Source organism: Streptomyces sp. NPDC043952 (assembly GCF_056435325.1).
Genome location: NZ_JBWKES010000057.1, coordinates 1 through 26,689, shown reverse-complemented (window position 1 = coordinate 26,689; position 26,689 = coordinate 1). Strand labels below are relative to the sequence as shown.

Below are 26,689 nucleotides of genomic sequence, written 5' to 3'. Positions count from 1 at the left end.
AATCCGCGCCGGCCGGACACACCCCGCGTAACCCTGGTCGGACCGACCAAGCCCAGACCGACCCACCGGCAAACAGCCTAAATCACCGGTATTGCATCTAGGTCATCGAGCGTGATGGTGCGCTCATCCACCGCAGGGTGCTCAGCCAGGCTGATCACGGCCGGCAGGAGTTCGGCGACGCGGGTGACATTAGCGTCGCCGCGGTCGAGCGGAGCGAAGGAGACCTGCGTGGGCAGCGAGCCGGGGGCGTTGACCGGCAGCCGCTCCAGCACGGCGGCCACGCGGGCCTGGTCCTCCGAGTTCAGCAGTCCCAGGCTTCGGCCGATCGTCGTGCCGATCCCGCGTGAGGGTGCGATGCCATGCAGGGTGAAATCGCCTGCACGCAGAGCGGTTTGGGAGGCGGCACGGATCTGGAAGCGCAGTTCGGTGTGGGCCGGGACCTGCATCGTGTCCTGGTCACCGACCATCAGCGTGCGGATCAGCTCCTCGTCCAGGCAGATTTCGTCGCGGCCGTCGAGCACGGCCGCCTGGGCGAGGGACAGCAGCCGCTGTTCACGCAGGGTCAGGGCCTCCCGCTTCTCGGGTTCCGCGTCGCGGTATCCGGACGGGAAGCCGAGGCCGACGTCCGGATCCACGACGTCGCGGACGGGGACGAGCGAGTTGATGCCGTACCGCTCGAAGAACCGGTTGTGGAAGTCCTTCCACGCCGGGGTTCCGAAGGGGTACGCGGTGAGCCGGGCCAGCACAGTGGCGGCCCTCTCTGCCTCGCGGGCAACCTGCGGGGCAGCGTCAGTGAGCAGTCCATGCGCAGGTCCAGCGTGACGGGCTGGGCCTTGACGGTGCTCAAAGCGGTCATCTTCTGGCGCAAGGCGGTGCGCAGGCGGCGGCCGTCTGTCGGGGCCGGTATCTGGTTGTGCTGGGCGATGGCGTCTCGGACGGCTCGCAGGTCGGCAACGAGATCGGCGCACGGCCCGGCGTCGACGGCCTCGGTCTGCTGGACGAGGTGGTCGAGGGCGTCGAAGGTGGCGGATGGCGCGTGCAGGCCGCTGATGAGCACACCGCGCTCAACCAGGCTGGTGACGAGTCCTTCTACCTGGTGAACAGGCACGTCGGTGAACTCCGCCTGCACCTGCCCGACGACTTCGGCGAAAGAGGCGGAGCTGCCGCAGCCGTGGCAGACGATGGCACTGCTCGGCTTCTACACCGGCTTGCGTTGGGGGGAACTGGCTGGTCTTCATGGCAAGCGCATCGACTGGCTACGCTCGCGACTGTTTGTGGTTGAGGCCAACGCCAACTCCGTTATCAAGGAGTACCCCAAGACCTCCAAGAGCCGCCGCGAGGTGCCTCTCCCCGAGCATGTACGCGAGGCGCTGGCCCGGCACATGCACGGCGTGACCCCGACGGAGTTGTCTTCACCACAATCACCAAGGGGCGTTCCGGGCGCTTGCTCAACGACGGCAACTGGCGCCGGCAGACCTGGTGGCCGGCGGTCCGTGCGGCGCAGTACAAGGACAGCAAGGGTCGGTTCCGTCATGTGCCGGAGTATCCGCCGCACTCGATGCGCCACACGTGCGCCTCATGGCTCGTGCAGCAAGGGGTCTCGTTGTACGAGGTGCAGCATCTGCTTGGTCACGAGAGTTACCAGACGACTCAGCGCTACGCGCATCTTGCCCCTGACTCGCATGAAGCGGTTCTCGGAGCGTGGACGAGGCTTGAGTCCCAACTGGTCGTGCCGGTCGCGTTGACTGAAGGGGCCACTTCGACTCGGACGTTGGCAGTGGCGCGGTGACTTCGGTCACGCAGATCTGGCGCTGGCGGTGCCCGTTGCCCGCCCTGATCTTGCTCGTGCAAAGAACCGCGGTTACGCAAGTCCGTGGCCCGTCCGGCCAGAGCCTAGATGCCTGCCCCCGAACCCTCTACCCCCTGACTCGCGATGACGAGCCAGGGGGTAGAGGGCGTTCTGCGGTTGGTGCGGATCATCGAGAGAGCGGGGCGCTCCAGCCGCGCGGACGGCTATGCTTCGTGATGTGGAGGTCCCACGCTGCAACGGGGCACCGACCCGCGGCGGCGCTGAGGGCCTGACGCCGGTCGAAATCTGTGACGCTCATTTGACGCTCGCCGCTCTGGGAGCCCCGGTCGAGGGTCGAGAAAACAGGGCCTGACCTGGTGTTTTCTCCCGAAGGTCTCAGGCGCACATGTTCCCGATGACGCATCATGTGGAGTGCGTGGCGATTCTGGAGCCGGTCGCGAAACGCCTCTGATCTGCTGTTTCTTGCGCCGTGTCTTCCACCTGCCGTCTCGTACGGCACCGCCGCCCACCGGGCGTGGTCCGTGCCCCCAGGGCCATGCCGTGGGATGTGGGCGTGGTCGGCCGAAAGCAGCCCTGTCGTGGTCCGATCGGTCTTAGCGTCGTGCCGTGACCACTGTTGACAATGCCGCTTACCGGTACCGCCCCGCCGTTCCCGAGGACACCGAGGCCATCAGGGCCCTGGACGGCTCCTTCATCACTGACACGGTCTTCCAGGTGAGCGTCGGCGACGAGGGGTTCGCGCTGCGGGAGATCCCCGTGGACCCGCCCCTGACCAAGGTGTTTCCCGACGACGAGTCGGACGATGACGGTGATGAGGACGATGACGGGGATTCCCGCACCTTCGTCGCCCATGGGGCCGCCGGTGACCTGGCCGGGTTCGTCACCGTCTCGTACTCCGGATGGAACCGTCGGCTGACCGTCGAAGACATCGAGGTCGCCCCGGAGCACCGTGGCCGGGGGGTTGGCCGCGCGCTGATGGGGCTCGCTGTCGAGTGCGCCCGCGAGCGGGGTGCCGGGCACCTCTGGCTGGAGGTCACCAATGTCAACGCGCCTGCCATCCACGCGTACCGGCGGATGGGCTTCGCCTTCTGCGGGCTGGACACCGCCCTCTACGACGGCACCCCCTCCGAGGGCGAGCAAGCGCTCTACATGAGCATGCCCTGCCCCTGAGCCGACAGCAGCCGGCGCACGGTCGGGGCGGCCCCGTTGCCTGGCTCGCACCTTGCGGTCAGCAGCCAGGCCGGGACTCCGTCCGGGGCCGTGGCCCGCTCGTACCACTCCACGCGCGCGTCCAGCAGTCGGCAGCCCGCCCGGCGGGCCGCGTACCACTTCCGGAAAGGGCTCGGACCGCCACACAGCCAGAGGAACGGCCCCGCTCGCCGCCAGCGCGGAGGAAGCCGCGGTCTACCGCGCGCAGGGCCGCTTCCGCCGCCCCCGGAAGACTGCGCTCCACTGATACCCCGAACGCCTCGGCGAAGTGCATCAGGCACGTCATGCGCTCGGCCTCCGGCGGCGCGCCCAGCACCGCCCGGCCCGAGTCGTGCCACACCCGGAAAGTCGGTGCATGAAAGGCGGTCGGGCGGTAAGTCGTCGAGGAGTTCGGCGAGCGCCGGCACCGGGTCGTGCGCGGGCGGCCCGGCGGGCAACCAGGTGCCGGACCGCTTCCGGTACGGATACCAGCGGCCGTCGCGTCCGTACCGCAGTTGCAGGCCCCGGCCGGACAGTGTCCAGCGGTTGTCACGGACGACCGGTTCGGGCAGCCCTTCGTCCTCCCAGCCCGTCGAGAGCGCCGTACGCGCCCGGACCATGTCGGGTCCCTCGGGCTGCCATGCCTCTTCGCGGCCCCCCGGTCCAGCCCTCCGGCCGGTCGCAGGCGTTCCGCAGCGCAGCGGGGGAAGCGGCGGGAGGGGGACGGCCGGGCGGGCGTACGCCTCGTCGGCGGGGGTCCCGGTGGCGGTCGGGTCGTCCGGCCGCGCCGCCTCCGCACCGGCCTCCTGCTCGTCCTCGCCGCCCGGTCATGGCATGCAGGAGGAGGACGGACTTCAGCTCCTCCAGGGCCGTATCCAGTCCCGGCCGCGAACCAGCAGCAGGAGCTGCGGTTCCTCGTCGAGCAGCCAGGAGAACTGGTAGCCCAGTGCGAGCGCGTGCGCGCACGGATGGTCCGGCTCGTCGCAACCGCAGTCCGGTTCCAGCTCGCCGTAGCCCGGAAGCAGGCCCAGCCGGGTGGCCTTCGGCGTCCCGTTCCTGGCCTACCGGCTGCGGACTGGGAGTCACCACAAGGGCTGCTGCTGCCATGTGCAGCCCGACGCGCCACGGACAGAATCGTTGCCGGCACCACTTCACGGTCTCCGTGCTGGCGTCGGCCGCCTTGACGTCGCGACGGTGCCTCCGGCATCACCCGCTGGAACGTCTCCCACAGTTCGTCCGGCACCAGTCGGCCGGGGATGCGTGCCCAGCCGATACCTACTCGGCCGGGCGAATGAGATGACCTCTGTGTCCGTCGCGTACTGAACCGGCTCGCCGTCGATGTTGTTCGCAGGTCGGGGCAACCGGCTGCCCGCGCCCGCTCTCTTCCTGGTCGACTCGTGGATGCGGTCGAACCGGCCCAGCCACCATTGACCAAGGGGGAAACGTTGTTCCGCAATGCCGTTGGGGCCGTGGGTGTCGCCGGTCTCGCCGCAGCAGCCTTGCTGGGAGGCGCGGCAGTGGCATCGGCCGCGAGCGCCGGCCCGGCTCCGGCCGTCCGCCTGGAGTACCACGTGGCTCAGAACCTCGCCCCGGAGGCGGGTGACGACATCTGGTTCAGCGTCGACGGCATGCCACCGGGATGGGACAAGGTCGAAGTCACCTCCCCGGCTCTCCAGGAAGCGATCACCCTGACTCCCCTGAAGAAGGGGTCGACGCAGTCGGTCCAGGTGGACGCGCCGGGAACGGACCACCGCATCCGCTCGGGCCTGCGCACGGGCACCTACCCGGTCACCGCTACGAGCCATGGCCGTGCTGTCGCGACCTTGCGGCTCAAGGTCGCGGCTGAGAACTCGGCGCAGATCGACCGGTTCGTCATCGGTCCCAGGAACGCGTACCCCGGCAGCGGCACACCCGCCTCCCTCCGGCCGGGCACTGACGTCCGGGTGGTCCTCACCGACCTGCGGGCCGCACCGGGGGAAGACGCCCTGACCGTCACATCACCCATCTTCAAAGCGCCGTTGACCATCAAGACGGACAGCCCGGACGACCCTGGCTGCAAATGTGACGACGACGGCACGGTCTACGCCGGCCACGCACGGCTGCGAGGCGACGTACCCAACGGCCGTTACACCGTGTCCGTGGTCAGCCACCATGGGCAGCAGACCACGAAGCAGCACGTCGTGATCGCCGGCCGGCCCGTCGCGGACGACGGCCCGTCCTGGGCGGTCACCGGTGGCTTCGCGGCCGCGGGGCTGGCCCTCGCCTCCGGCGGCGCGTTGGCGGTACGGCGCCGCCGCTCACGGAAGGCCGCGCCCTCCGCGTAGCGGCGGACCCGGCAGCCGCGGACCGTCCCCGGCGGCTCAAGCGGGCACCGGTGGGGCGAGCCGTGCCGGTGCGCCTCACCTTCCTCCGTTCTTCCTTCGTCTTTCTCGCGTTCCCTCCGGTCGCTTCCGGTCCGGAGGCAAGTTCGTCCATGACTCAGAAGGCATTCCTTGCGTACCTCACACAGACGAATATCGCGCCTCGTGATCCTCGCGGCCGGAGCTCTGCTCCTGACCGGAGGGGGAACCGTCGCGCAGGCCCAGGCCAGTGTCCGGGCCGCCACACCGGCGCCCCAGCTGTCCCCGGCGACGGTGCCGTCCGCCGGACCATCCGCTGGAACGTCAGCCGGACCGTCCGGTGACCCCGCGCCCTCGGCCTCCGCCGGCCCCTCGACCGGTCCCGGCACCGGGGAGCCCCCGGCCTCCCCCTCGGCGAGCACCGGCGGGTCCGCCTCGGCCGGGACCGGTGACGACGACTTTTCGGACGCGGACGCCCTCCGCTTCTGGACTCCTGAACGCATGGCCTCGGCCACCGACCCCGCACAGCCCGCGCAGCAGGCGAACCCGAGCGCCAAGGCCCGGTTGCGACGGGCGGCTTCGGCCGATCCCGGCGTGGCGGCCGACATGCCGACCGCGGAGCACTTCCTCGGGCTTCCGTCCGTCGGGACGATCTTCACCTATGACACGGACCCCACCACTCAGCAGATGCACGCCCATAAGTGCACCGCGAGCGTGGTGCAGAGCCCCGGACGCAATCTGATCCTCACCGCCGGGCACTGCGACGGGGGCAAGGCGGTCTTCGTCCCCATGTACGCCGCCGAGTACACGCTGGACAAGCAGACGTTCGGGTTCTACCGGGTCGCCAAGTTCTTCACCGACAACCGGTACGTGCATAACAGCAAGAAGCCCGTCTCCGACTTGGACTTCTCCTTCGCCTCGCTTGAGCCTTCGAAGAGCGGGCAGCAGGCGCAGGACGCGGTGGGCGCCAACACGCTGGTGCGGACCCCCGGTTACCTGAACAAGGTCACGATGGTCGGCTACCCGTCCAGCCACGACCCCGAGGACCATCCGGTGCGGTGCGCCACGCAGACGGAGGCGCTGCCCGGCTTCTACCAGATCCAGGCCAAGTGCCATGGCATGTGGGGCGGTGTCTCCGGCGGCCCCTGGTTCTCCGAGGTGGACTGGAAGAAGGGCACCGGCGAGATCATCGGGAACGTCGGCGGGTACAACGGCGGTGGCAACGACGCCGACGTGGACTGGCTCACCTACAGCCCCATGCACGGCGACTGGTTCTTCCGCCTGTACGACGAGGCCAAGAACTACCAGCACCCCTCGCACGGCAACACCTACGACCAGCCGCCGCTGCCGTACTCCATGGGCGGCGGTGAGACCTGGACCCATGCCAAGCTGCTGGCCTCGGGCGAGTACACCGGCGACGGCAAGGGCGACCTGATCGTGGTGTGGACCGATGGCGAGGTCACCCTGTACACCGGCGACGGCAACGGCGGCTTCACCGGCGAGCGCCAGTTGGCCGCGCCCCACGGCGTCTGGCAGGACGTCAAGTCCATCACCGGCGGCGACTTCTCCGGCGGCAACGGATCGGACCTGCTGGTGGTATTCAACTCCGGCGAGGTCAGGCTCCTCCCCGACGTCGGTACCAACGGTATGGGCGGCGGTATCAAACTGGCCGACGCCGGATCCGTCTGGAGCCACGCCGACCAGATCACCGGGGGCAGCTTCGGAACCGCGAAGTACGTCAGCGACCTGCTGGTGCGCTGGAGCGACGGCGAAGTGACCGACTACACCGCCGTCGGCGACAAGGGTTTCGGCACCGAACACCAGCTGATGAAGCCGAACAGCGCCTGGAAGGACGCCACCTTGGTGACCGCGGGCGACTTCACCGGCGGCGACAACTGGGACGCCCTGGTGCGCTGGTCCGACGGACACGTCTCCCAGTTCCAGGAGACGGGCCCCGGCGGCCCCGGCAAGGAGGTCCAGATGGCTCCGGCCGGCAGCGTCTGGTCCCATGACTCGGTGATGACAGCGGGCAGCTACGACTCCAACGGCTGGCCGGACGACCTCGTCGTCCGCTGGTCGGACGGGGAGACCAGCCTGTACACCCACACCGGCGCCGCCTTCGGCACCGAGCACATGCTCGTTCCCCCGAAGTAGCCGGCCCACAACCCGCCCCGCGGCAGAGACGATCCGGGTGACCGAACCCACCGCGCCACCCGGATCCCCCGGCCGGAGCACCGACGGAAGTGCTCCGGCCGCACCGACCGTTCCTCTGCCTGCTGCAAACCCTCCGAGTTCCTGCTTCAAACCCTCCTAGACCGTCCACGCCGCCGACCGGTACGCGCGGGAAGTCGCCCGCGCGGCCCGTCAGCCACTTCTCGCCGTTGCGCGACTCCGGTTCGCCGGAGAGGACGCAGAGGGACTCCGGCAGCGCCCGGTGGCCGACCTGGCCACCGGGCCCGGTGGTCAGGTGAACAGGGAGGTCAGCGCGGGCTCGCCCGCGAGGATGCGCCAGGCGGGGACCCGTACCGTCCGGGTCACGGGGCCCGGTTTGGCTCCGTGGCCTCCGGAGGGCAGTCCGGTGAGCAGGTCGCCGCGGGCGTGGGTCAGCCGCAGGTGCCGTGCGGGGTCCGTGCCGGGCGCCGGGCCGGGGTCGATCAGGATCGCCGTGTTCTCTCCGGCGTCGGTGAACAGCAGGTCCACCGGGTGGCCGCCCACCAGAACGGCCCGCTCAAGATCGGTGATGCCCCGCCCGGCCAGGTACCGCTGGAGGCGGTCGGCGAGATCCTCGCGGGCCCCGGTCGCCGGGCCGGGCGCGCCGGCCTCGGCCGTCGTACCCTCGCCGGCCGCTCCCAGCGGCACCGCACGCGCCGCGAGAAGGGCGGGCAGTCCGCTCTGGCCCTGCCAGAAGGCGCGGCAACCCACCGCGATCAGCTGCGACTTGGCCCGAGTGACCGCCACGTTCCACAGGTTGACCTGACTCGCGACCCAGTGCGTCGTCCGGGGCGGGGTGTTGTGCGCCGCCACCGGGCTGAGCACCATCACGTCCCGTTGTCCGCCCTGGAAGGTGTGGACGGTGCCGACCCGGACGCGGTCGTCGTCCCGCCACATCCGGGCCAGTGCCTCCTTCTGCGCCCGGAACGGCGTGACCACGCCCACCGTCGCGTCCGGCGGAAGACCCGCCAGCAGTCCGTCGACCACGCGCCGGACGGCCTCCGCCTCCGCCGCGTTCCGCCAGGACCGCCCGTCGCCGCCGCGCGCCGATTCCCCGGACGGTACGTCGACCCAGCCGAGCACCGGCGCCGGGTCGGCCGCCCCCACCGGGTCGTGCGCCGGCACCTGCCGCCGTACGTCGGTCAGCACCCGCAACCGGCCGCCGTAGCAATGGCAGTTGACGACGTCCGCGATCCGCGGATGGCAGCGGTAGTGCTCGTCCAGGAGCAGCGCGCCCTCGCCGTGCTGCTCGGCCGCGTGGTACGAGGAGTGCACGTGGTAGGTGAGGCGGTGGTGCTCCAGCTGCGCGGCGCTCAGCCCGGCCCGTATCCGTGCCTGGCGCTCCTGCTGCGGCGGCACGCCGGGGATGTGCCCGAGCTGCATGGGGTCACCGATGATCAGCGCGCGGCGGGCCCGGAACAGCAGCGGCAGCACCGCCGGGATGGAGCACTGGCTGGCCTCGTCGATGACGACGAGGTCGAACAGCTTCGGAGCCAGCTCCAGTTGACGCACCGAATGCGTGCTGACGGCCCATCCCCTGATGTGCTGCATCAGGTTCTTCTGGCTGCGCTGGTAGCCGGAGCGGCGGCGGAGCGCCTGGAGCCGCTGGTTCATGAGCGCGTCGGCGCGGTTCAGCGCCTCGGCGGACAGCGCGCGGGACAGTTCCGCCGACAGCTCGGACAGGGCGTCCGCCGTCTTCAGCCGGGACGCCTTGAGCCCTTCCTCGTCCCACTGTCCGTGCCGGTGGACGAGTTCCCGCAGCTCACGCTCCACGGACACGATTTTGGCCAGGGACTCCAGCAGCGCGGGCGGCACGGGCCGCTCCGTCGCCCACGCCGGCCATGCCGTGCCGGACCCCTCGGGGCGCTCCGTCACCGCCGCGACCAGCGCGGCGAGCGTCCGCCCGCGCCGCCACGCCCCCAGCTGCCACCGGCGGGCCCCGGCCGTCTTCCGCGCCCGCTGCGCCCACCGGCCCAGCGGGGCCGGGCCGTCCGCGGCCCAGGCCCCTTCGAGCAGGGTCAGGGGCAGTTCCAGGGCCGCGGCCCGCTCCTCCCGGTCGCGGAGCAGCTCCAGCAGCCTGCCCTCCTCGGCGACACGCTGTGCCGCCCGGGTCCGCAGCCGGTCGGCCGTTTCCCGTGTGTTGCGCAGCGCGCCGCCCACGGTGGCCGATCCGCGCGGCGGCGCCCCGGCCGGTTCGGCGAGCAGCCGCTCCAGTTTGGCCGCCTCCCGCTCCAGCGCCTCCACGTTGCCCGTGCGCATCAGCAGTCCGGGCGCGATGTCGTCGCAGCGCTGGGCGACGACGTTCACGGCCTCGTTGTTCGTGGAGGCGACCAGCACCGACTGCCCCGCGGCGACGCAGGTGGTGACGACCGCCGTGACGACCTCGCTCTTTCCCGTGCCGGGCGGCCCGGTCGCCACCGTCAGCGGCTGGGTCATCGCCGAGGAGATCACCAGCTCCTGGCTTTCGTTGCACGGCCCCGGAGCGACCGGCGTCACCGGGCTCGCCGCGGCGGCCGGGGCCTGTCCGGTCCCGCCGTTCAGCAGCGCGTCCAGGGCGGTGCCCTCGATCTGCGCGGTCCGCGTCGAGATCTGGAGCAGGTTGTCCACCAGCGCCTGGGTGGCCATGGCCTCCGCGCCCGAAGGCACCAGCAGCACCGCCGCGTTGTGCGCGCCGGGCCGCAGCGCCTGCAGCACCGTACGGTCGCTCAGCGCGGCCGGGTCCAGCGGTTCGAGTTCCGGCAGCCCCAGCTCGTCCAGCAACTCCCTGATGGCGCGCAGCATCTGGGCGCGGTTGCCCTCCTGCCAGGCCGGCTGCCAGCGCGCGACCAGGTCGGCCGCGTCACCGGCGTCCAGCAGCTCCGAGACGACGCCGCTGTGCAGGGACGGCACCCCGCTGGGCCGGAGCACGTCCCGGCCCTCCTCGTCCGGCGCCAGCTCCATTCTGCTGGATGAGCAAGGGCGCCAGCTCCACCGTCGCGCGCCGCCCCCGGCCGCCGTCCCGCGCGGGCAGGGTGATCGCCGGATAGCCGTACCAGTACTCCTGGCGCGAGCCCGCCTCGGTGCCCGAGCCGCCGTCCTGCGGCCGGGGCAGCGCTCCGGGCGCAAGGATGTGCGGTCCGCGTCCCGACTGGATGGTCTCCTCGCCCTTGGCCAGCAGGAAGTACTTCTTGTCGCGGCCGCCGTCCCGGTCCGGCCGCATCGCGGCCGCCGCCTGCGCCGTGAGGCAGTCCGCGTAGTAGCGCAGCAGCCGCCGGCGGTCGACACCGTCCCGTTCGTCCGCCTCGGCCAGCTCGCGGGCCTTGAGCAGCGCGGGGGAGTGGTGGACGGTTCCCAGGGCGTCCTGGGGGAGCGCGGGGAGCCGTACCGGCCGGGCCACCGAACGGGCGAAGGGAAGGCTGCGGGTGGCCCTGATCGTGGACTTGGTGGGCCGCTGCTCCTCCGGCACGCCGTCGCCGGTCATCTGGGCGGTCAGGTAGTCGAAGAGGTCGTCCGGCGTGATCCAGCCGCCGTCCTTGATCCGGCCGTTGCGCAGCCCCTCGACGATCTCCCCGGTGAACCGGGAGGTGCCGAGGCTGGATCCGGGCGGTGCCATCGCGGAGGCCGCCTGGAGGGCGTCGGACGCGGTGATGAAGTACACGCCGGTCGGCCGCAGCAGGGTGCTCGGCGCGGGCCGGTCCGGTTCCCCCGATGGGCCCTTGGCGGTCCAGCCCTGGACGACGGACCCGCTGGAGCAGCAGTCCAGCAGGACCAGTTTGGAGGCCGCCCGGCAGGACTGGAGCATCCGCTCCAGGAACTCCGCCGGTACGGCCGTGCCCGGCAGGTCGGCCGGGTCGGTGTCCCGCGTCAGGAAGTACAGCTGGCCGTCCTGCTCGCAGTACTCGCCGTGCCCGCTGAAGTAGAGCAGCGCGGTCTCACTGGGCTGCCGAGCCTCCAGGAAGGACTCGACGGCGTGCAGCATCTCCGCCCGCGTCGGCTCGGCGGCCAGCGCGCACTCGTTGTACATGCCGATCTCGGTGTTCTCCAGCACCGCCCGCATGTAGTGCAGATCGGCGCGTACGGCCGGGAGGTCGGCGTAGGCCTCGCTGTCGTACGTGGAGACGCCGACGAGCAGCGCGTACCGGTCGTTGTCGGTCATCGGCGCTCAGCTCGCGGGGGTGCCGTCGTCGCCGTCGTCCGCGAGGAACCGCTCGACCAGGGTGTCGTCTTCGCGGGCCTCCTTGCCGGTGATGTGCAGGGTCGCGCCGTCGGGCCGCCTGACCACGATGGTGCGCTGGGGGACCCGCGCCAGCCACGTCTGCACCAGCGCGACGACGAACGAACCGGCGCTCAGCAGCAGCCCGACGGTCTCGGCGGACGGCCCGCCCTTGTCGGTGGCTCCCACCGCTATGTCGCGCTCCGGAAGGTCGAGCCTGGCGGTGGGGTCCACCTCGCCGAGCGCGGCGAGCAGCTCGCGCGCGTCCTTGCGGGCGCGCAGCGGATCGTCGTCGACGACGGAGATCAGGTATCCGGTGTGGTTGTCGGGCATGGCGGTCTCGTACTTCCCCTGAATTCACCGGCTCCTTGCCGGGCGAACGACACTAGCGCCCGGCACTGACAATGGGCCCCCGCGCCGGTCCGCCGCCCCTGTCGTTGGCGGGAAACCGGCCGACGATGGCCGGGCGCGTGCCTCGCGGCAGGCGCGACCCGGTCATGGACGAGCGCTCGGAGAGTGGGCCGGCGCCCTGCCCCCGCCCCCGGCCACGCCGTGGCGGCGCCCGGCGAGGCGCCGGCCGGCCGCGGACCGCGGCTGCGAGCAGCCCGGCATGCTCCGGGGCGGCTTCAGACCCGGACGCCGAACATGAACGGGCCGCCGATGGTGTCCATGGACTCGTACCGTACGACCGTGCCGGTGCGCGGGGCGTGCAGGATCTGGCCGTTGCCCGCGTAGAGGCCGACGTGGTGCAGGTCGTTGAAGAAGAACACCAGGTCACCGACCTGGAGTTGGCTCCGGGTGAGGCGGGTCCCGATGCCCGCCTGCTCCTCCGAGGTACGCGGTATGTGAACGCCGGCCTGTGCGTAAGCCCAGGAGGTCAGGCCCGAGCAGTCGTACGAGGCGAGGCCGGTGGCGCCGCGGAAGTACGGCTTGCCGAGCTGGCTCCGGGCGGCGGAGAAGGCGGCGGCGGCCCGGCCGGAGGCGGAGCTGTCGTCGCCGAGCCGCACCCGCTCGGTGGCGGAGCGGCCGGCCCGCTGCTGGTCCTCGGCGAGGGCCGACTTCTCCTTGGCCGTAAGCGAGTTGAGCAGCTTCTGCGCCTTGGCGAGCTTGCCCTGCATCTCCTGCTTCTTCTCGCCCAGCTCGGTGCGGGTGGCGGCGAGGTCCATGAGCTTCTCGGTCGCCTCGGCGCGCCGCTGGGCGAGTTCGCGCTGCTTGCCCTGGATCTGCTTCAGGGCGGCGAGCTGCCGGCCGCTCAACTGGTCGAGCGTGGCGGCCCTGTCCAGGAAGTCGTCCGGGTCGGCGGAGAGAAAGAGCTGGACCGAGGCGTCGATGCCGCCGGAGCGGTACTGCGCACTGGCCAGCGAACCCAGCCCGTCGCGCAGCTTGTTCAGCTCCTGCTGGCCGCGGGCGACGCCGTCCTGGATCGCCGAGATCTCCTTCTGGAGCTTCTGCTGCCGCTCCTTGGCGCCGTTGTACTTCTCGGTCGCCTGCTCGGCCTGCTCGTAGAGCTTGTCGACCTTCGCCTTGACCTCGTCCTTGCCGGGCTTCGTGCCCGGAGCGGCGTTGGCGGCCTGCGCGCTCAGGGCCACGGCAGCCGCCGCCGCGCCGGTCAGGACGGTGACACGCGTGCGGCTGGGCTGCTTGGGTCGACGATGGGAGGCCACCGGGGGAACTCCTTGCTCCTTCGGCCGCCTGCCGGAACCTGCGGTGGGCGGGGCCCGCCGCTGTCACTCCGTCTGAGTGAGCCTTGAACGGGGGTTGGAGCCTGACCTTAATGAATTTCTTACCTTTGGATCAAACGTTTGGGTGGAAAGAGTGGCTGTGCGATGGCTACGGGCCTCACCGGGTGGTCGTGGCCTCGTCCAGGGCCGTCAGAGCCGCGGCGGCCTCCGCCTGGCGGGGGCTGCGCAGGTCGGTGAGTTCGTCGCGGGCGGCGAGCAGCGTCGGCCGGGCGTCCGGGTGGCCGAGGGCGCTGAGGACATGACCCAGGTCGAGACGGGCCGGGCCGGCCCAGGCCGGCATCTGGGCGGTTTCGAAGGCGGCGAGGGCCTGGCGGAGCGGGGCCTCGGCCTCGGCCCAGCGCTCCAGTGCGGCCAGATCGTTGCCGATCTGCTGGCGGGCGACCGCGTGATACAGCGCGATCAGCTCGTCCGTGCGGCCCGGAACCCCCGCCCGGCAGATCCGCTCGCTGCGGCGGTGGGTCTCCAGGGCCCCGGCCGGGTCGCCGGCCTGGCGGAGCAGGGTGCCCAGGGAGTTGAGGATCGTCAGCTCGGCCAGCCGCGCCTGCGCGGACTCCTGCGGGGCCAGGCAGTCGGCCGCCGCGCGCAGCCGCGCCTGCGCCTCCGGCACCCGCCCCTGCCGGTGCAGCGCGCCCGCGCCGTAGCCGAGGGCCCACCCCTCCTGGAGGCCGTCCCCGCACTCGCGGGCCGCCACGAGCGCGGCGTCGGCGGCGGTCAGGGCGGTGTGGGGGTCGTAGACGCACATGTTGCGGGCCCAGGCGAGGTAGTTGAGGTGGATCGCCTCGTCCCGCCTGCTGCCCAGCAGCCGGGCGGAGTCGGCGGAGCGCTGGAACACCTCCACCCACTGCTCCCAGTGCTGGTTGAGGTCGGAGAACCAGTGCATCGCCTGCGCCGCGTCCAGGACCTGCCGGTGCCGGCCGGTGTCATGGGCCCGGCGCAGCGCGGCGAGCCACTGGGCACGCTCGGCCTCCAGCCAGGCCCGCGCCTCCTCACGGCCGGCGGGGGCTCCGTCCGGGTCGGGATCGCCGTAGGGGGCGGGGGTGCCGTGCCGGGCGGGAGTGGCATACGGGTCGGAAGCGGCTTGCGGGGCGACGGGCGCCTGTGGGTCGAAGGGTGCCGCTGAGCCCGCGGTCACCCGTGGGTCCGTCGTCACCCGCCCGTCCCCGTCCCGCTCCCCGTCGCCAGGCGCCGCGTGCCGGTCGTGCTCCACGTCGAAGTGCAGCGCGGCGGCGGTCGCCCGGCGCAGCATCCAGTGGGCGGTCCGGTCGAGGGCGGCGTCGCGGATCTCGGGGCCGTCCTCGATCGCGACCTGCTCGGCCGCGTAGAGCCGGAGCAGGTCGTGGAAGCGGTACCGCTCGGCGGCGGCATCGCTCTGGAGCAGCCCGGCGTCGGTCAGTTCCTCGGCGCAGGCGACCGCCTCGTCGTACGGCAGACCCGCCAGGAGCGCGCCGGTCTCCGGGCTGAAGTCCGCTCCGGCGGCCAGCGCGGACCGGCGCAGAAACTTCCGTGCGTCCGGCGCGAGTTGACGGTACGAGAGGGCGAACGCGGCCCGTACCCGCAGGTTTCCGGCCTGGAGTCCGTCCAGCCGGCGGCCCTCGGCGGCGAGGCGGGTGACGAGCTTGCCCAGGCGTTCGTGCGGGCGGCTGAGGAGTCGTTGCCCGGCGATCCGGACGGCCAGCGGCAGGTGTCCGCACAGGTCGGCGAGGTCGCGCGCGGCCTGCGCCTCCGCCCGCACCCGTTCCGGACCGATGATGCGGGACAGGAGCTCGACCGCCTCCTCGCGCCGCAGCAGGGCCAGATCGGTGCGGTGGACGGCTTCCAGACCGGCCAGGGAGTGCCGGCTGGTGATGATGGTCAGCGCCGGTCCCGTGCCCGGCAGCAGGGGGCCGACCTGGGCCTCGTCGACGGCGTTGTCCAGCAGCAGGAGCATGCGCCGCTCGCCGGCCAGGGAGCGCCACAGGCCCGCGCGGTCGTCGGTGCCGGCCGGTATCGCGGCGTCGGCGATGCCCATCGCGGCCAGCAGCCGGGCGAGCGCGTCGCGGGGTGTGGTCGGCTCGGGATCCATGCCGTGCAGGTCCAGCGCGAACTGCCCGTCCGGGAAGTGCGGGGCGAGGCAGTGCGCGGCGTGTACGGCGAACGCGGTCTTGCCCAGGCCGGGCTGACCGGCGACCACGGTGACCGCCGGCCGGCCGGGACCGGCGTCCTGCGCCAGCTCCAGCAGCCGGGCCAGGGCCGTGCCGCGGGCGGTGAAGTCCTGGATGTCGCGCGGCAGCGCCAGGGTGCCAGGACCGGTGGGACCGGTGGCCGTCCGGGGGCGCGGGCGGCCCGCGGCAGCGGACTTCTCCAGATCCGCCGCCTCGTCGTCGTCCAGTCCCAGGGCCTCGGCCAGGACCTGGACCGTACGGCGCTGGGGCCCTCGGGTGCGCCCGCGCTCCATGTCGGCCAGGGCCCTGACGCTCACCCCGGCGGTGTGCGAGAGCGCCTCCTGGCTCAGTCCGGCTCGGGTCCGCAGGTGGCGCAGCCGCTGTCCGAAGTCTCCCGTGAGAGGCGTGCCGTCGCGCACCGTCGAAGCCCCGATCGTCCGGCTCGTCCGGTTGCGAGCCCCCGGCAGAAGTATGGCGGACGGCAGTTCTGCCGGGGGAACCGCCTGGGACGCGGGGGCCGGAGCTGGTGAACTCAACGCAGGGCACGGACCGCCGAGTTGCCGGGGTGTGCGCGCCGGTTCCGGCGAGTTCGCGTGCATCCCGCCACCCGGCTCCACCCGCCCCGCCGTACGGCTCCGCACCACCCCGCGCTACGGCTCCGCACCGCCCCGGCCGTACGGCTCCGCACCACCCCGCCGTACGGCCTCGCACCACCCGGCCCTACGGCCTCACACGCCCCGCCGTCCGCCTTCGCGCATCCTGCCGTCCGACTAACGGCCGGGAAGGGCGAGGGGTACGGCGGGACACGCACGGCACGAACCTCGGCCGAGGCCACCGAGCCTCGGCCCTTCACCACTCACGCCACTCACGGGGGAACTCTCCATGAACACGCTTCGCCGCACCGCCCTGCTCGCCGCCGCGGGCACGGCCCTCGCCCTGTCCCTCACCGCCTGCCAGGGCGACGGGGACGCCAAGTCGGCGCCCACACCTGCCTCTTCGGTCTCCGCCCAGTCGCCGGGCGGCAAGGGGAGCGACGCGTCCGGTACCACGGGATCGGCCAACTCGGACGGTTCGAGCGGAGCTTCCGGCTCGACGGAGGCGAACGGCTCCTCGGGATCGGCCGGTTCCTCCAACGGCACCAAGGTCACCGGCGGCTCCACCGGCACGTCCGGCACGTCCGGGGAGCAGGTGAACGCCTCCACCCCGGTCTGCGCCGCACGGGACGTCCACATCACCGCGGCCGTGCAGGGCGGCGCGCCGTACACCCACATCGTCCTCACGGCGAAGAACACCTCCGGCCACTCCTGCCGGATGACGAGCTTCCCGCACATCCAGTTCCTGGAGAGCCACAAGCAGGACGTGCCGGCCGTCGCCAAGAGCAAGCCGGAGGCACCGGTCGTGCTCGCGGCGGGAGACCCGGCCTACGCCCTGGTCAAGCTGTCTGACGGCGGGCGCGAGGAGGACAACGAGCCCGTGTCGGCGTTCTCCGTCATGCTCGCCGGCGACCCGACGGTCATCGCGGTCACCGCGCCCGGCGGCGCCGGTATCGCCGTCGACCCGGCCAAGGCCCTCACCGGCTACTGGACCCCCGAACTCCGCAACGGCGCGGACGACTTCTGAGCCCCTGCGGGGGAGGGCATGGCGGGCCGGGGGCTCGTCACGTACCCATGGTCACACCGGCGTCGGCGCCACGCTCCGGGCCCACGCCGGTGTCGCCAGTGCCGCCGGTGCCGCTGGTGTGACCGCGCGCCCGCATCACGGCACCACCCCCCCCACACCCTCGCCACCCCACAACCTCACCCACTAATTGGCGAACAACCCTTCCCCCAACGCCCGTTGGCGGTCGAAGCCGGGCAGGATCAGGAACGTCGCACTGGCCGTCGTCGTCGTGAACCCCAGCAGCGCGTCGGCCACGTCCATGTGCGTGAGCGTGGCGGTGAACGTCCGCAGGTCGTTCTGGAAGCTGATGAACAGAAGACCGGGGGCGGGCGCGTCGATGCTGTAGGAGCGGCGGAGCATGAGGCCGACGCCGACCACCGTGGCGTGTGCCCTGCGCACATGGCCGTCCGCGGGGACGAGGTAGCGGCCGTCGGGGGTCTTGGCGCCGAGGTCCGGGCCCCCGGCGACCGTGCCCCCGGAGAGCGGCACCCCGCTGGCCCGGCGCCGCCCGAAGACCGCCTCCTGCTCGGCGACGGACAGCGCGGCGAACCGCGGCAGGTCCAGCTCCATGCGCCGTACGACGGCGAGGGTGCCCCCGGCGACCGCGGGCGGCCCGGCCAGCCACAGGTCGCGCCGCTGTTCGGCGTCGGTGTGCGGGCCCACGATGCCGTCGATGAAGCCGAGCAGGTTGCGCGGCGCGGCGAGATCCTTGCCCACGGGCACGTCCGGACCGCGGCGCCCCGACTGCCGCCAGCGTTCCCGGACCCGGTCGCCGGCCCGCTCCAGGAGCGCGGCGGCGGCGACCGGGACGACCAGCGGGTCGCTCGCGCAGATCTGGAGCAGCAGGTCACCGCCGCGCTCGCGGGGGGTGATCCGTTCGCGGGAGAACCGCGGCAGGTCGGCCGTGCCGGGCAGGCCGGCCGCGCCGGGCAGGGCGGCACCGGCCGCGCGCACCAGCCGGGGGCCCACGCCGACGGTCACGGTGAGGTCGCCCGGAGCCAGGCCCAGCAGCCGGGGATCGGTCCCCGCCGTCAACGTACGGATGGCCGCGCCGAGTTCGGCCAGCAGCGGGCCGGGGTTCACGCCCGTACCGAGGTCGGCCACCACGACCAGCAGATTGCCCTGGGCCGGCTGGGGAAGCGCGACACCCGCCTGATGCCGGCCCAGCGCCGGGACCGGAGCTGGAGACGCCGGTGCCGCCGACGCGCCGTGCCGCCCGGAGCCGGCGGACTCCGCCGTGCACCCGGCCGCGAGACCGGCGGCCATCAGGGCACCGGTGGCATCGAGGAACGCGCGGCGTGACGGGCGGTGATCGGCTCGGCGCATGGAGTGCAGGGTGCCACACCGGAAACGCCCATGCTGGTCAACTCCCGTATTCCGGCGCGGAATTCGCGCCGCTGCCAGACTGGGACCATGCCTCGATCAGCTCCTCTTCGCGTGATGGCGGCGCTGGCGCTCGGCGCGCTCGCCCTGGTGGCCGGCTGCGGCGGTGGCGGCGACGGCGGCTCGGGCAAGGGCCGGCGGCCGGAGGGCGCGCGGGTGACGATCCGCGTGCCCTCCGACGCCCCGACCATCTCGGCGGCGGTGTCCCTGGCCCGGCCCGGTGACCTGGTCCTGGTCGCCCCCGGCGTCTACCACGAGTCGGTGCGGATCAGGACGCCGCGCATCACCCTGCGCGGCACCTCCCGCGACAAGGTCGTCATCGACGGGCGGCTGCGCCAGCCGAACGGCGTCGTCGTCGCGGCGCCCGGCGTGGCCGTCGAAAACCTGACCGTGCGGAACAACACGCAGAACGGTGTGCTGGTGACCGGCTCCGCGGCGGCGGTCGCCGGACTGCCGGGCCGCAGCGGCGGCTACGACACCGGGGACGAGCCCGTCACCTTCCTGAAGTCCTTCCTGGTCTCGTACGTGACCGCGACCCGCAACGGGCTGTACGGCATCTACGCGTTCTCCGCCCAGAACGGTGTCATCGAGCACTCCTACACCTCGGGCGGCGCCGACTCGGGGATCTATGTCGGACAGTGCAAGCCGTGCCGCGTCGTGGTGCGCGACAACATCGCCGAGCTCAACGCGGTCGGGTACGAGGGCACCAACGCCGGCGGCGACCTGTACGTCGTCGGCAACCGCCTCACCGGCAACCGCGTCGGTCTGACCACCGACTCCGACCACCAGGAGAAGCTGCTCCCGCAGCGCGGCGCCGTCGTCGCCGGCAACCTGATCGCGGACAACCAGCAGGCGCGGACCCCCGAACAGGCCGACGGCGGCTGGGGGATCGGCATCGGTGTGGACGGTGGCGGCGACAACCGCTTCCTCCGCAACCGGATCACCGGCAACAGCAACGCCGGGCTGGTGATCACCGCGACCGCCGACGTGCCGCCCGACGGCAACCGGATCACGGACAACACCTTCGCCGCCAACGGCGTCGACATCGGCTGGACGTTCCCCACCGCGACCCACGGCAAGGGCAACTGCCTGCACGGCAACACGCTGCGTACGACCGTGCCCGCACGGCTCGCGGCGACGGCGTCCTGTCCGCTCGCCCCCGACTCACCTACACCGTCCGGCAGTTGGCGGTCCCCGTCGGCCCCCGGAGGCATCCCGTTCACCGAGGTGGCCGCGCCCGGCCCGCAGCCGCAGTTCCCGCGTGCCACCACCACCGGCGCCACCGAGCTGCCGGCCGTGCCCGCGCTCCCGGACCTCACCCGCGTCCCGCTGCCGCCGCCGTCCCTGCTCGCCGACGCGGCGCGGGTGCACACCTCTTGAGCGGGTCGACCGGCGATCGGGCCGGCCAGGGGAGCGGGCGACTACCCCGTCGCTGAAATGCCGGGCGCGGGCGACTACTCCGTCGCTGGTATGCCGGGCGCGGGCGACTGCCCCGCCGCCGACATGCCGGGCGCGGACCGGACGGGTACGTATTTCCGGGTGTCGAAATCGATGACGACCGGCCGCGACTCGGAGGCCACACCGACCCGCACCCGGTACATCGTCCCGTCCGCACCGATCCAATAGCGCACGCTGTCCCCGGTTTCGGATTCGAGGGCGGTCGAATTCCCGGATTTGGCATGCGCGTTCGGGCCGGTCATGATCTCCACCGAATGGCCGCGCACCGTGTCCCGTCCGGCCATCGCCGCGCCGTTCTGCGGCAGCAGCTCCGCGTTGTCCGGCCGGTCGCTGCCCAGGCCCAGCGCGATGGCCAGCGAACTGTCCAGTGCGCTGCCGGACTTCAGGAGCGGGCGGCGGTACCAGCCGGACGCGGGCGGCACGGGCGGCGCCGAGTCCGGGGCACCGGTCATGGGGTGGACGAGCACGGTGGCGGCCGTCCACTGGATCAGCCCGTCGCTGGACGTGTCGCGTCCGGTGCCGCGCACCACTCCGTACCCGATCCCCGCGCGGTAGTCGACGGACCCGGTGACGACCAGCCCGCCGGCGGTGCCCGGCACGGTGATCGTCACCGCGCGTCCGCCCGCCTGGTAGTTGAGGAAGCGTGTGACCGCCAGCCGGTTCGCCTCGTCCGGCGTCAGCGGCCGCCGGCCGGCCGGGCCGCCACTGCCAAGGAGGGCGAACGCCGCCGTCGCCGCCGCGGCGGCGACCCCGCCCGCGATCCACGGTAATCGCGGCCACCGGCGGCGCCCATCCGCCGCTCCCCGCCCAAGGCCCCGCTCGTTTTCCCCGGTCCGCACGCGTCTCTTGGTCCACACGCGGCGCGACGCTAACAGCTTTTGCCGGAGCGTCTCCCATTTCCCCGTTTCCATGTTCTGACGAGCCGTCAACTTGTACTCTCCATACGGGGGTTGCCGTCATTTCGCCGAGTCGGGCGACGACGCAGACAACGCAAAGGAATGCGATGCCATTACGTAGGCTGCTGCGGGTGGGGCTGTCCGGTCTGTTATTGATGGGCGGCGCCACCGGTACGATCGCGACGGGCGCCGGGCAGGCCGGCGCCGCCACCACCGACGGCACACTGACCGTCGAGACACTGCGGGACTTCTTCGGCACCGGCGTCATCAACACCACCATGGACGTGCCGCAGCGCGGCATGAAGGTCGACGTCACCGACCCCGCCGGACACCACGTCACCGGCGTCACCGACGCCACCGGAAAAGTCGCCGTCCAGCCGTCGGCCGAACTGACCGGCGGCCGGTACCGCGTCGACGTCAGCGTCCCGGCGCCCTACAGCGGCTACCTCCGGGCCGCGCCGGCCTCGACGGCGGCGAACCACTTCGACAGCTTCACCTCGTTCGTGGACGTCTCGGGCGGCAAGGACGCCTCGGTGATCACCGGCGTCTGGGACGCGGCCGACTACGCCCTGCCCAACTCCCGCTACTTCGTGCCGATCCAGAACGGCGGCAGCGGGACGGACACCCGCTCCCTGGTGGCCTTCGGCACCAGCGCCCGCGGCAACTGCCCCGACAAGACGGCGTGTCCGGCCGTACTCGACACCCAGGACCAGGTGGGCACCACCTTCGGGCTCGCCTACGACAAGGACCGACAGCGCCTCTTCCAGGCCGAGTTCGCCCGCCGCTACACCAAGTACGGTCCCGACGGCGGCGACGCGATCTACACCGTGCCGGCCGCCGGCGGGGGCGCCCCGAAGCTGTTCGCGAAGGTGCCGGGCGCCTCGGTCACCCCGCACGACACCGCGCGCCTGATCAAGGACGCGGGCTTCACCGACGCGCCGGGCAAGGAGAGCATCGGCGGGCTGGCCCTGTCCGAGGACGGCTCGACGCTGTACGCGGTGAACCTGCGCACGCGGGCGCTGGTGAGCTTCGACGCGACCGGGACGCGGGCCCCGGCGCCCAAGGCGACCGTGCCGATCCCCGATCCGGGCTGCGCGGCCTCCGGCGACTGGCGGCCCTTCGGTCTGACCACGCACGACAACACCCTGTACGTCGGCGGCGTGTGCGACGCGGAGAGCACCCGGAAGCGCGACGACCTGAAGGCCGTCGTCTACGCCTACGACGGCAAGCGGTTCACCCCGGTGCTGACCCACACGCTGACCGACCAGCGCGGCGACGTGCTCAGCAGCGACGCCGCATTCCCGCAGGCCCACTTCTGGAACCCGTGGAACGGCAGCCTGAAGGACTGGGACAGCTTCAAGCTGAACGGCACGATGATCGACCCGCAGCCGGAACTCGCCAGCATGGCCTTCGCCCGCGACGGCTCGCTGATCCTCGGCTTCCGCGACCGGTTCATGGACATCGTCAGCTGGGGCGGCCTCGACCCCAGGCCGTCGAACGACGACCCCGAGAACGGCATGTCCGGCGGCGACATCAACATGGCCTGCGCCAAGCCCGCCGGCGGGTACGACTGGGAAGGCACCGGCGCCTGCCCCGACCACGCGGCTTCCGCCGCCGACGGCGCCGAGGCACCGGGCGTCACCGAGTACTTTCCGGGCGACTTCTTCCCGAACGGCGGCTCCGCGACACAGCCCGGACCGCACCAGGAGTCCTCGCTGGGCTCGGTCGCCTACATCCCGCAGCAGCAGTGGGTCGTCAGCACGCAGATGGACCCGACCGGCAACGTCATCACCGACGGCACCGGCTACTACGACATCAGCACCGGCGCCGGACCCGGCAACGACCCGGCCGCCAACGCCTACCAGTTCATTGGCCCGAACCAGAACGGGTTCGGCAAGGCCGGCGGCCTCGGCGACATCGCGTACGCCGCGGCGAACGCGCCGGTCCAGATCGGCAACGTGGTGTGGTACGACGGCGACCACAACGGCATCCAGAACGCCGGGCAGGTGCTGCTGCCGGGCGCGACGATCGACCTGCTGGACGCCCACGGCAAGCGGGTCGCCAGCACCAAAACGGATGCCGACGGCGAGTACTACTTCGGCGGGGTCGGCGCCGACTACCAGCTGACGCCGGGCGCGAAGTACACCGTACGGTTCGACGTGTGCACCGCGGACACCAGTGAGGTGCCCGGCCGCCCCGCCGCCACCGCACTGCGGTTCACCCTCCCGCGGGCCGGCGACGACCGGGCCCACGACTCCAACGTGACCCCGCCGACCACCGGGCCGTTGTGCAGCGGCCAGGCGCCGGTCACGGCACCCGCGAAGCCGGGCGGGGTCGACCACACCATCGACGCCGGCGTGTACCTCCCCAAGGCCAAGCCGCCGGCCCCCACCCCGTCGCCCACGGCGTCCGGCCCCTCGCCCTCGGCACCGCCGACCACCGGAGCGTCCCCGGCCCCCGCACCGGGCGGCGCGGGCCAGGGCGGCGGCCCCCTCGCCAGCACCGGCCTGGCCGGCATGGGAAGGACCCTCTCCCTGGTCGCCCTGCTGCTCTGCGCGGGCGCGGGATGCGTCTACGCGGGCCGCAAGTGGCGCGCCAGGCAGCACCGCTGACGACCGGAACCCAACGGAAGACGGGCCGGTGCCCAAAGCACCGGCCCGTCACCCTCGACGCAGTCTCTTCGCCGCGCTAACCGGCCGCCATGCCGATGACGACGAGCAGCACCATGCCGAGCACCCCCAGCAGCGGGACCAGGCCCACGATGCCCTGCGGCCGCTTGAACACCGGCTTGCCGGGGTTCAGCGGAGGCCGGTGCCCGGCCAGGACCGGCTCGGGTATCCGGCGGATCGTGGACAGGGCACCGAGATTGCTCAGTAGCGTGATGGGCGTGATGACCAGGGACATCGGCCCCCACCACCCCTGCACCAGCGTGTTGGCCTGCATCTCCCGGAAGGTGGCCAGCGCGCAGGGGCGGCACATCATCCCCCTGCGGCGCAGGGAACGCATGATCACGATCATGCCCTGATGCCCCCGCACCGTGACCTGCGCCGCGGGCCCCGCCCCGCACAGCTGGCATGCCTGCATCGCCCCACCGACCGGCATCGGGTGCTGATACGGACCGGGAACGGGCGCGGGCGCCAGCGGATACGGCCCCGGAGCGGGCGCGTACTGGACCGCTCCCGGCTGCGCATAGGACTCCGGCACGGGCGCGTACGGCCCCGGCACCTGGGCGTACGGCCCCGGCGCCTGCGGCTGCTGATACGGACCGGGAGCCTGCGGATACGACCCCTGCAGCTGCCGGGGATCGGGATACGACGGTGGCGTGCTCAACTGCGGCCTTTCAAATGGGCATGACATCTCTGCGGGAACGGCACCGCAGCCTACTCACTTTCCACAACGGCTTTCCCCCCGACGTCCCTGAAGGCGGGGTGCGGTAGGCGCGTGGGGCGAGGTGAGGATGGTCACCGTGCGGCGCGCTCCCTCGGGGGGTTGCCCGTGCGGCCTGCTCAGGTGAATCGCCGGGTGACCGGTCGCAGCGGACCGGAACCGGCGTCGTAACTCGCCCTTGGAGCAGCCCGAATGGACCCCATCCACAAGCTTCAACGCGCCCTGCTGATCCTGGTCGTCGCGGGGCTGGTCACCTACGTCGCCTTTCTCGACCCGCCGCTCGGGGTCGCCCTGCTCGTGGGCGCCGGCGTCGCGGTCTTCCTGCTCCAGGTGCTGGGGTGAACGCCGGCTTCCGGAACTCGTGCGCCGAAAACGCACCGTACGGACCCCACCCCACGGCATGGATGGATGAGCGGTGAACTGCCGCAGGCCAGTGACGAGTTGGCTGACTGACGGGAAGGACTGGTCCCTATGCGCAATGCCCCCGACGTTCGAGGGCCGACGGAGCCGAACGACCCACCGAGTACCCCGCCGGACCCTGTCCCCGGCGCCCGTCCCGCCCCGGAGCCCAAGCCCCGCCGACGGCTCACGGCGGAACAGGTCGAGGAGCTGGGGCGCTTGAAGCCGTTCCTCGAAGGCATGGTGCGCCAGGCGCGCATGCAGTACCTGCTGGAGGACCTGGTGCAGAGCTGCGTGCTCCAACTGGTGCGCGCCTGGTCGAGGCCGGACTTCGTGCTCGACCGGCGGGACGGCGGACGGGCCTTCGCGCGCAAGGTGATGCGCGACGTCATCGCGGACGCGGCGCGCGGCAGGGACCGTGATCTCTCGTCGCCGGTGCACGAGTTCCCCGAGCTGCCGGTCGAGGCGGACGAGGGCGACCACGCACGGGAGGTCCGCCTCAAGGCCATCGACCGTTTCCTCGCCGAGAAGTTGCCGGACAGGCTGTACCCGGTCGGCAGGCTCGCCATCATCGAGGGCCTCAACCAGGCGGAGATCGCGCGTCACCTCAAGATCGACCGGCATACGGTGGGCCGCCGGTTCAAGGACGTGTGCAAGGCCCTGGAGTCCTACAAGCAGACGATCTACGACGAGGTACTGGGCGACGTGACGAGCTAGTGCCGCTACTCGGACTCACGGGAGGGGGCCCCATGTCGCCTCCCGTGAGCCCAGGTTGGGTCCTAGCGACCCGGAAGACGAACAAGGCCCACACGCGCACCTCGGGAGGGAATACGCGGGATGTATCAGACATTCGAACTGCTCCGCCAGGCGGCGGCGGCATGCCGGGCACCAACTCGGCAGCCCCCGCCGCAGATTGATCCGGTGAGCTGGGAGGCGCTGCTGGATCGCGTCGAGGATCAGTTGGAGGAGGACGACCGAGACAGGGCGAGTGTCTCGGCCAACTCGCTTTCATTCCATACCTGCTGATCCAGTTAGCACAGCCAGCGGTCGGGGCGAGGGAGCACGCGGGGGATTCGAGGGCAGATCCGCACGGGGGACGGACCCGGCCTCGGACGAGTAGCGCCGCGACAGCTGGACACCACGCCCGGCGTGCCACCTCCTCGGGGGAGAGGGGGCGGTACGCCGGGCAAGCGTCTATCCTGCCGGGATGATCAAGCCGATCGAGCTCGTCATATTCGACTGCGATGGCGTACTGGTCGACAGCGAGCGCATCGCCGTCCGCCTCCAGGTCGCCCTCGGCGCGGAACTGGGCTGGGCGTTGAGCGAGGACGAGGTGGTCGGCCGGTTCATCGGCCGCTCGCACGCCGCGATCCGCGAGCAGGTCGCCGAGCGGCTGGGCACGGAGACCGCCGCGGTCTGGGCGCGGCGGTTCGAGGAACGGCACCGCCAGGCCGTCGACGCCGAACTCGCGCCCGTCGAGGGGCTGGTGGAGGCCCTCGACGCGCTCACCCTGCCGACCTGCGTGGCCTCCAGCGGGTCGCACGACAAGATGCGGCACACCTTGGGCCGTACCGGACTCTACGACCGTTTCGCGGGCCGCATCTACAGCGCCGCCGAGGTCGCCCGCGGCAAGCCGGCGCCGGACCTGTTCCTCCACGCCGCCCGGAGCATGGGGGTCGAGCCCGCCGGCTGTGCGGTGGTCGAGGACAGCGCGCCCGGTGTGCGGGCGGCGCGCGCCGCGGGGATGCGTGCGTTCGGGTACGCAGGGGGACTGACGCCCGCCGAGCGCCTAGCGCGTGTCTCTTTAGCCGGTAAGTCAGTTGATCGGGTGTGTCTGTACGATTAGTGATCACTGATGCGATGTGGGACCGGATCGAGCCGTTG

19 protein-coding genes and 1 pseudogene are annotated in these 26,689 nt (G+C 72.1%); 11 read left to right on the top strand and 9 right to left on the bottom strand.

Annotation, left to right across the window (positions count from 1 at the left end):
- Positions 1–77: 77 nt before the first annotated feature.
- Positions 78–1,129 (bottom strand): annotated as a pseudogene (locus AC069R_RS33290) (lantibiotic dehydratase family protein).
- Positions 1,130–1,444: 315 nt separating this feature from the next.
- Between AC069R_RS33290 and AC069R_RS33285 the strand changes: the two are divergent.
- From AC069R_RS33285 to AC069R_RS33270, 4 genes are all read left to right on the top strand, one after another.
- Entirely contained in the window at positions 1,445–1,789 is a 345-nt protein-coding gene (locus AC069R_RS33285; RefSeq protein WP_478770434.1) for a tyrosine-type recombinase/integrase, read from the top strand.
- A gap of 627 nt (positions 1,790–2,416) precedes the next feature.
- A complete protein-coding gene (locus AC069R_RS33280; RefSeq protein WP_478770433.1) occupies positions 2,417–2,980 on the top strand; it encodes a GNAT family N-acetyltransferase in 564 nt (187 codons plus the stop codon).
- A gap of 1,589 nt (positions 2,981–4,569) precedes the next feature.
- The gene (locus AC069R_RS33275) at positions 4,570–5,322 is read left to right on the top strand and encodes a hypothetical protein (RefSeq protein WP_478770432.1); all 753 of its coding nucleotides are present in this window, start codon (positions 4,570–4,572) and stop codon (positions 5,320–5,322) included.
- A gap of 516 nt (positions 5,323–5,838) precedes the next feature.
- Positions 5,839–7,491 carry a trypsin-like serine peptidase gene (locus AC069R_RS33270; RefSeq protein WP_478770431.1) on the top strand — a complete coding sequence of 551 codons (1,653 nt, stop codon included), beginning with the start codon at positions 5,839–5,841 and terminating at the stop codon, positions 7,489–7,491.
- 309 nt (positions 7,492–7,800) lie between these two features.
- Here AC069R_RS33270 and AC069R_RS33265 read toward each other — a convergent pair whose 3' ends face one another.
- The 5 genes from AC069R_RS33265 to AC069R_RS33245 form a co-directional block, all read right to left on the bottom strand.
- Complete coding sequence (locus AC069R_RS33265; protein ID WP_478770430.1) at positions 7,801–10,488, bottom strand: DEAD/DEAH box helicase; 2,688 nt, start codon at positions 10,486–10,488, stop codon at positions 7,801–7,803.
- Positions 10,388–11,683 carry a caspase family protein gene (locus AC069R_RS33260; RefSeq protein ID WP_478770429.1) on the bottom strand — a complete coding sequence of 432 codons (1,296 nt, stop codon included), beginning with the start codon at positions 11,681–11,683 and terminating at the stop codon, positions 10,388–10,390. Before AC069R_RS33260 ends, AC069R_RS33265 begins: the two co-directional genes overlap by 101 nt.
- A gap of 6 nt (positions 11,684–11,689) precedes the next feature.
- Positions 11,690–12,073 carry an effector-associated constant component EACC1 gene (locus tag AC069R_RS33255; RefSeq protein ID WP_478770428.1) on the bottom strand — a complete coding sequence of 128 codons (384 nt, stop codon included), beginning with the start codon at positions 12,071–12,073 and terminating at the stop codon, positions 11,690–11,692.
- 293 nt (positions 12,074–12,366) lie between these two features.
- Positions 12,367–13,404, bottom strand: a complete 1,038-nt coding sequence (locus tag AC069R_RS33250) for a C40 family peptidase (RefSeq protein ID WP_478770427.1) — start codon at positions 13,402–13,404, stop codon at positions 12,367–12,369.
- Positions 13,405–13,579: 175 nt separating this feature from the next.
- Complete coding sequence (locus AC069R_RS33245) at positions 13,580–16,042, bottom strand: ATP-binding protein (protein WP_478770426.1); 2,463 nt, start codon at positions 16,040–16,042, stop codon at positions 13,580–13,582.
- Between the two features lie 463 nt (positions 16,043–16,505).
- Here AC069R_RS33245 and AC069R_RS33240 point away from each other — a divergent pair, with 463 nt between their 5' ends.
- The gene (locus AC069R_RS33240; RefSeq protein ID WP_478770425.1) at positions 16,506–17,243 is read left to right on the top strand and encodes a DUF4232 domain-containing protein; all 738 of its coding nucleotides are present in this window, start codon (positions 16,506–16,508) and stop codon (positions 17,241–17,243) included.
- A gap of 183 nt (positions 17,244–17,426) precedes the next feature.
- On the opposite strand, the gene AC069R_RS33235 is transcribed toward AC069R_RS33240, so the two are convergent.
- Positions 17,427–18,608 carry a Dyp-type peroxidase gene (locus AC069R_RS33235; RefSeq protein ID WP_478770424.1) on the bottom strand — a complete coding sequence of 394 codons (1,182 nt, stop codon included), beginning with the start codon at positions 18,606–18,608 and terminating at the stop codon, positions 17,427–17,429.
- An 87-nt stretch (positions 18,609–18,695) separates the two neighbouring features.
- Between AC069R_RS33235 and AC069R_RS33230 the strand changes: the two genes are divergently transcribed.
- On the top strand, positions 18,696–20,045 hold the full coding sequence (locus AC069R_RS33230; RefSeq protein ID WP_478770423.1) for a right-handed parallel beta-helix repeat-containing protein: 1,350 nt from the start codon (positions 18,696–18,698) through the stop codon (positions 20,043–20,045).
- Positions 20,046–20,119: 74 nt separating this feature from the next.
- On the opposite strand, the gene AC069R_RS33225 is transcribed toward AC069R_RS33230, so the two are convergent.
- The gene (locus tag AC069R_RS33225; protein ID WP_478770435.1) at positions 20,120–21,034 is read right to left on the bottom strand and encodes a hypothetical protein; all 915 of its coding nucleotides are present in this window, start codon (positions 21,032–21,034) and stop codon (positions 20,120–20,122) included.
- Between the two features lie 92 nt (positions 21,035–21,126).
- Between AC069R_RS33225 and AC069R_RS33220 the strand changes: the two genes are divergently transcribed.
- Positions 21,127–23,631, top strand: a complete 2,505-nt coding sequence (locus AC069R_RS33220; RefSeq protein ID WP_478770422.1) for an SdrD B-like domain-containing protein — start codon at positions 21,127–21,129, stop codon at positions 23,629–23,631.
- A 76-nt stretch (positions 23,632–23,707) separates the two neighbouring features.
- Here AC069R_RS33220 and AC069R_RS33215 read toward each other — a convergent pair whose 3' ends face one another.
- On the bottom strand, positions 23,708–24,121 hold the full coding sequence (locus tag AC069R_RS33215; RefSeq protein WP_478770421.1) for a hypothetical protein: 414 nt from the start codon (positions 24,119–24,121) through the stop codon (positions 23,708–23,710).
- Between the two features lie 477 nt (positions 24,122–24,598).
- Between AC069R_RS33215 and AC069R_RS33210 the strand changes: the two genes are divergently transcribed.
- From AC069R_RS33210 to AC069R_RS33195, 4 genes are all read left to right on the top strand, one after another.
- Entirely contained in the window at positions 24,599–24,748 is a 150-nt protein-coding gene (locus AC069R_RS33210; protein ID WP_478770420.1) for a hypothetical protein, read from the top strand.
- 276 nt (positions 24,749–25,024) lie between these two features.
- Positions 25,025–25,522 carry a sigma-70 family RNA polymerase sigma factor gene (locus tag AC069R_RS33205; RefSeq protein ID WP_478770419.1) on the top strand — a complete coding sequence of 166 codons (498 nt, stop codon included), beginning with the start codon at positions 25,025–25,027 and terminating at the stop codon, positions 25,520–25,522.
- A gap of 120 nt (positions 25,523–25,642) precedes the next feature.
- Positions 25,643–25,831 (top strand): hypothetical protein, encoded by a 189-nt coding sequence (locus AC069R_RS33200; protein WP_478770418.1) that lies wholly within the window; start codon positions 25,643–25,645, stop codon positions 25,829–25,831.
- Between the two features lie 181 nt (positions 25,832–26,012).
- Positions 26,013–26,651 (top strand): HAD family hydrolase, encoded by a 639-nt coding sequence (locus AC069R_RS33195; protein ID WP_478770417.1) that lies wholly within the window; start codon positions 26,013–26,015, stop codon positions 26,649–26,651.
- Positions 26,652–26,689: the final 38 nt, after the last annotated feature.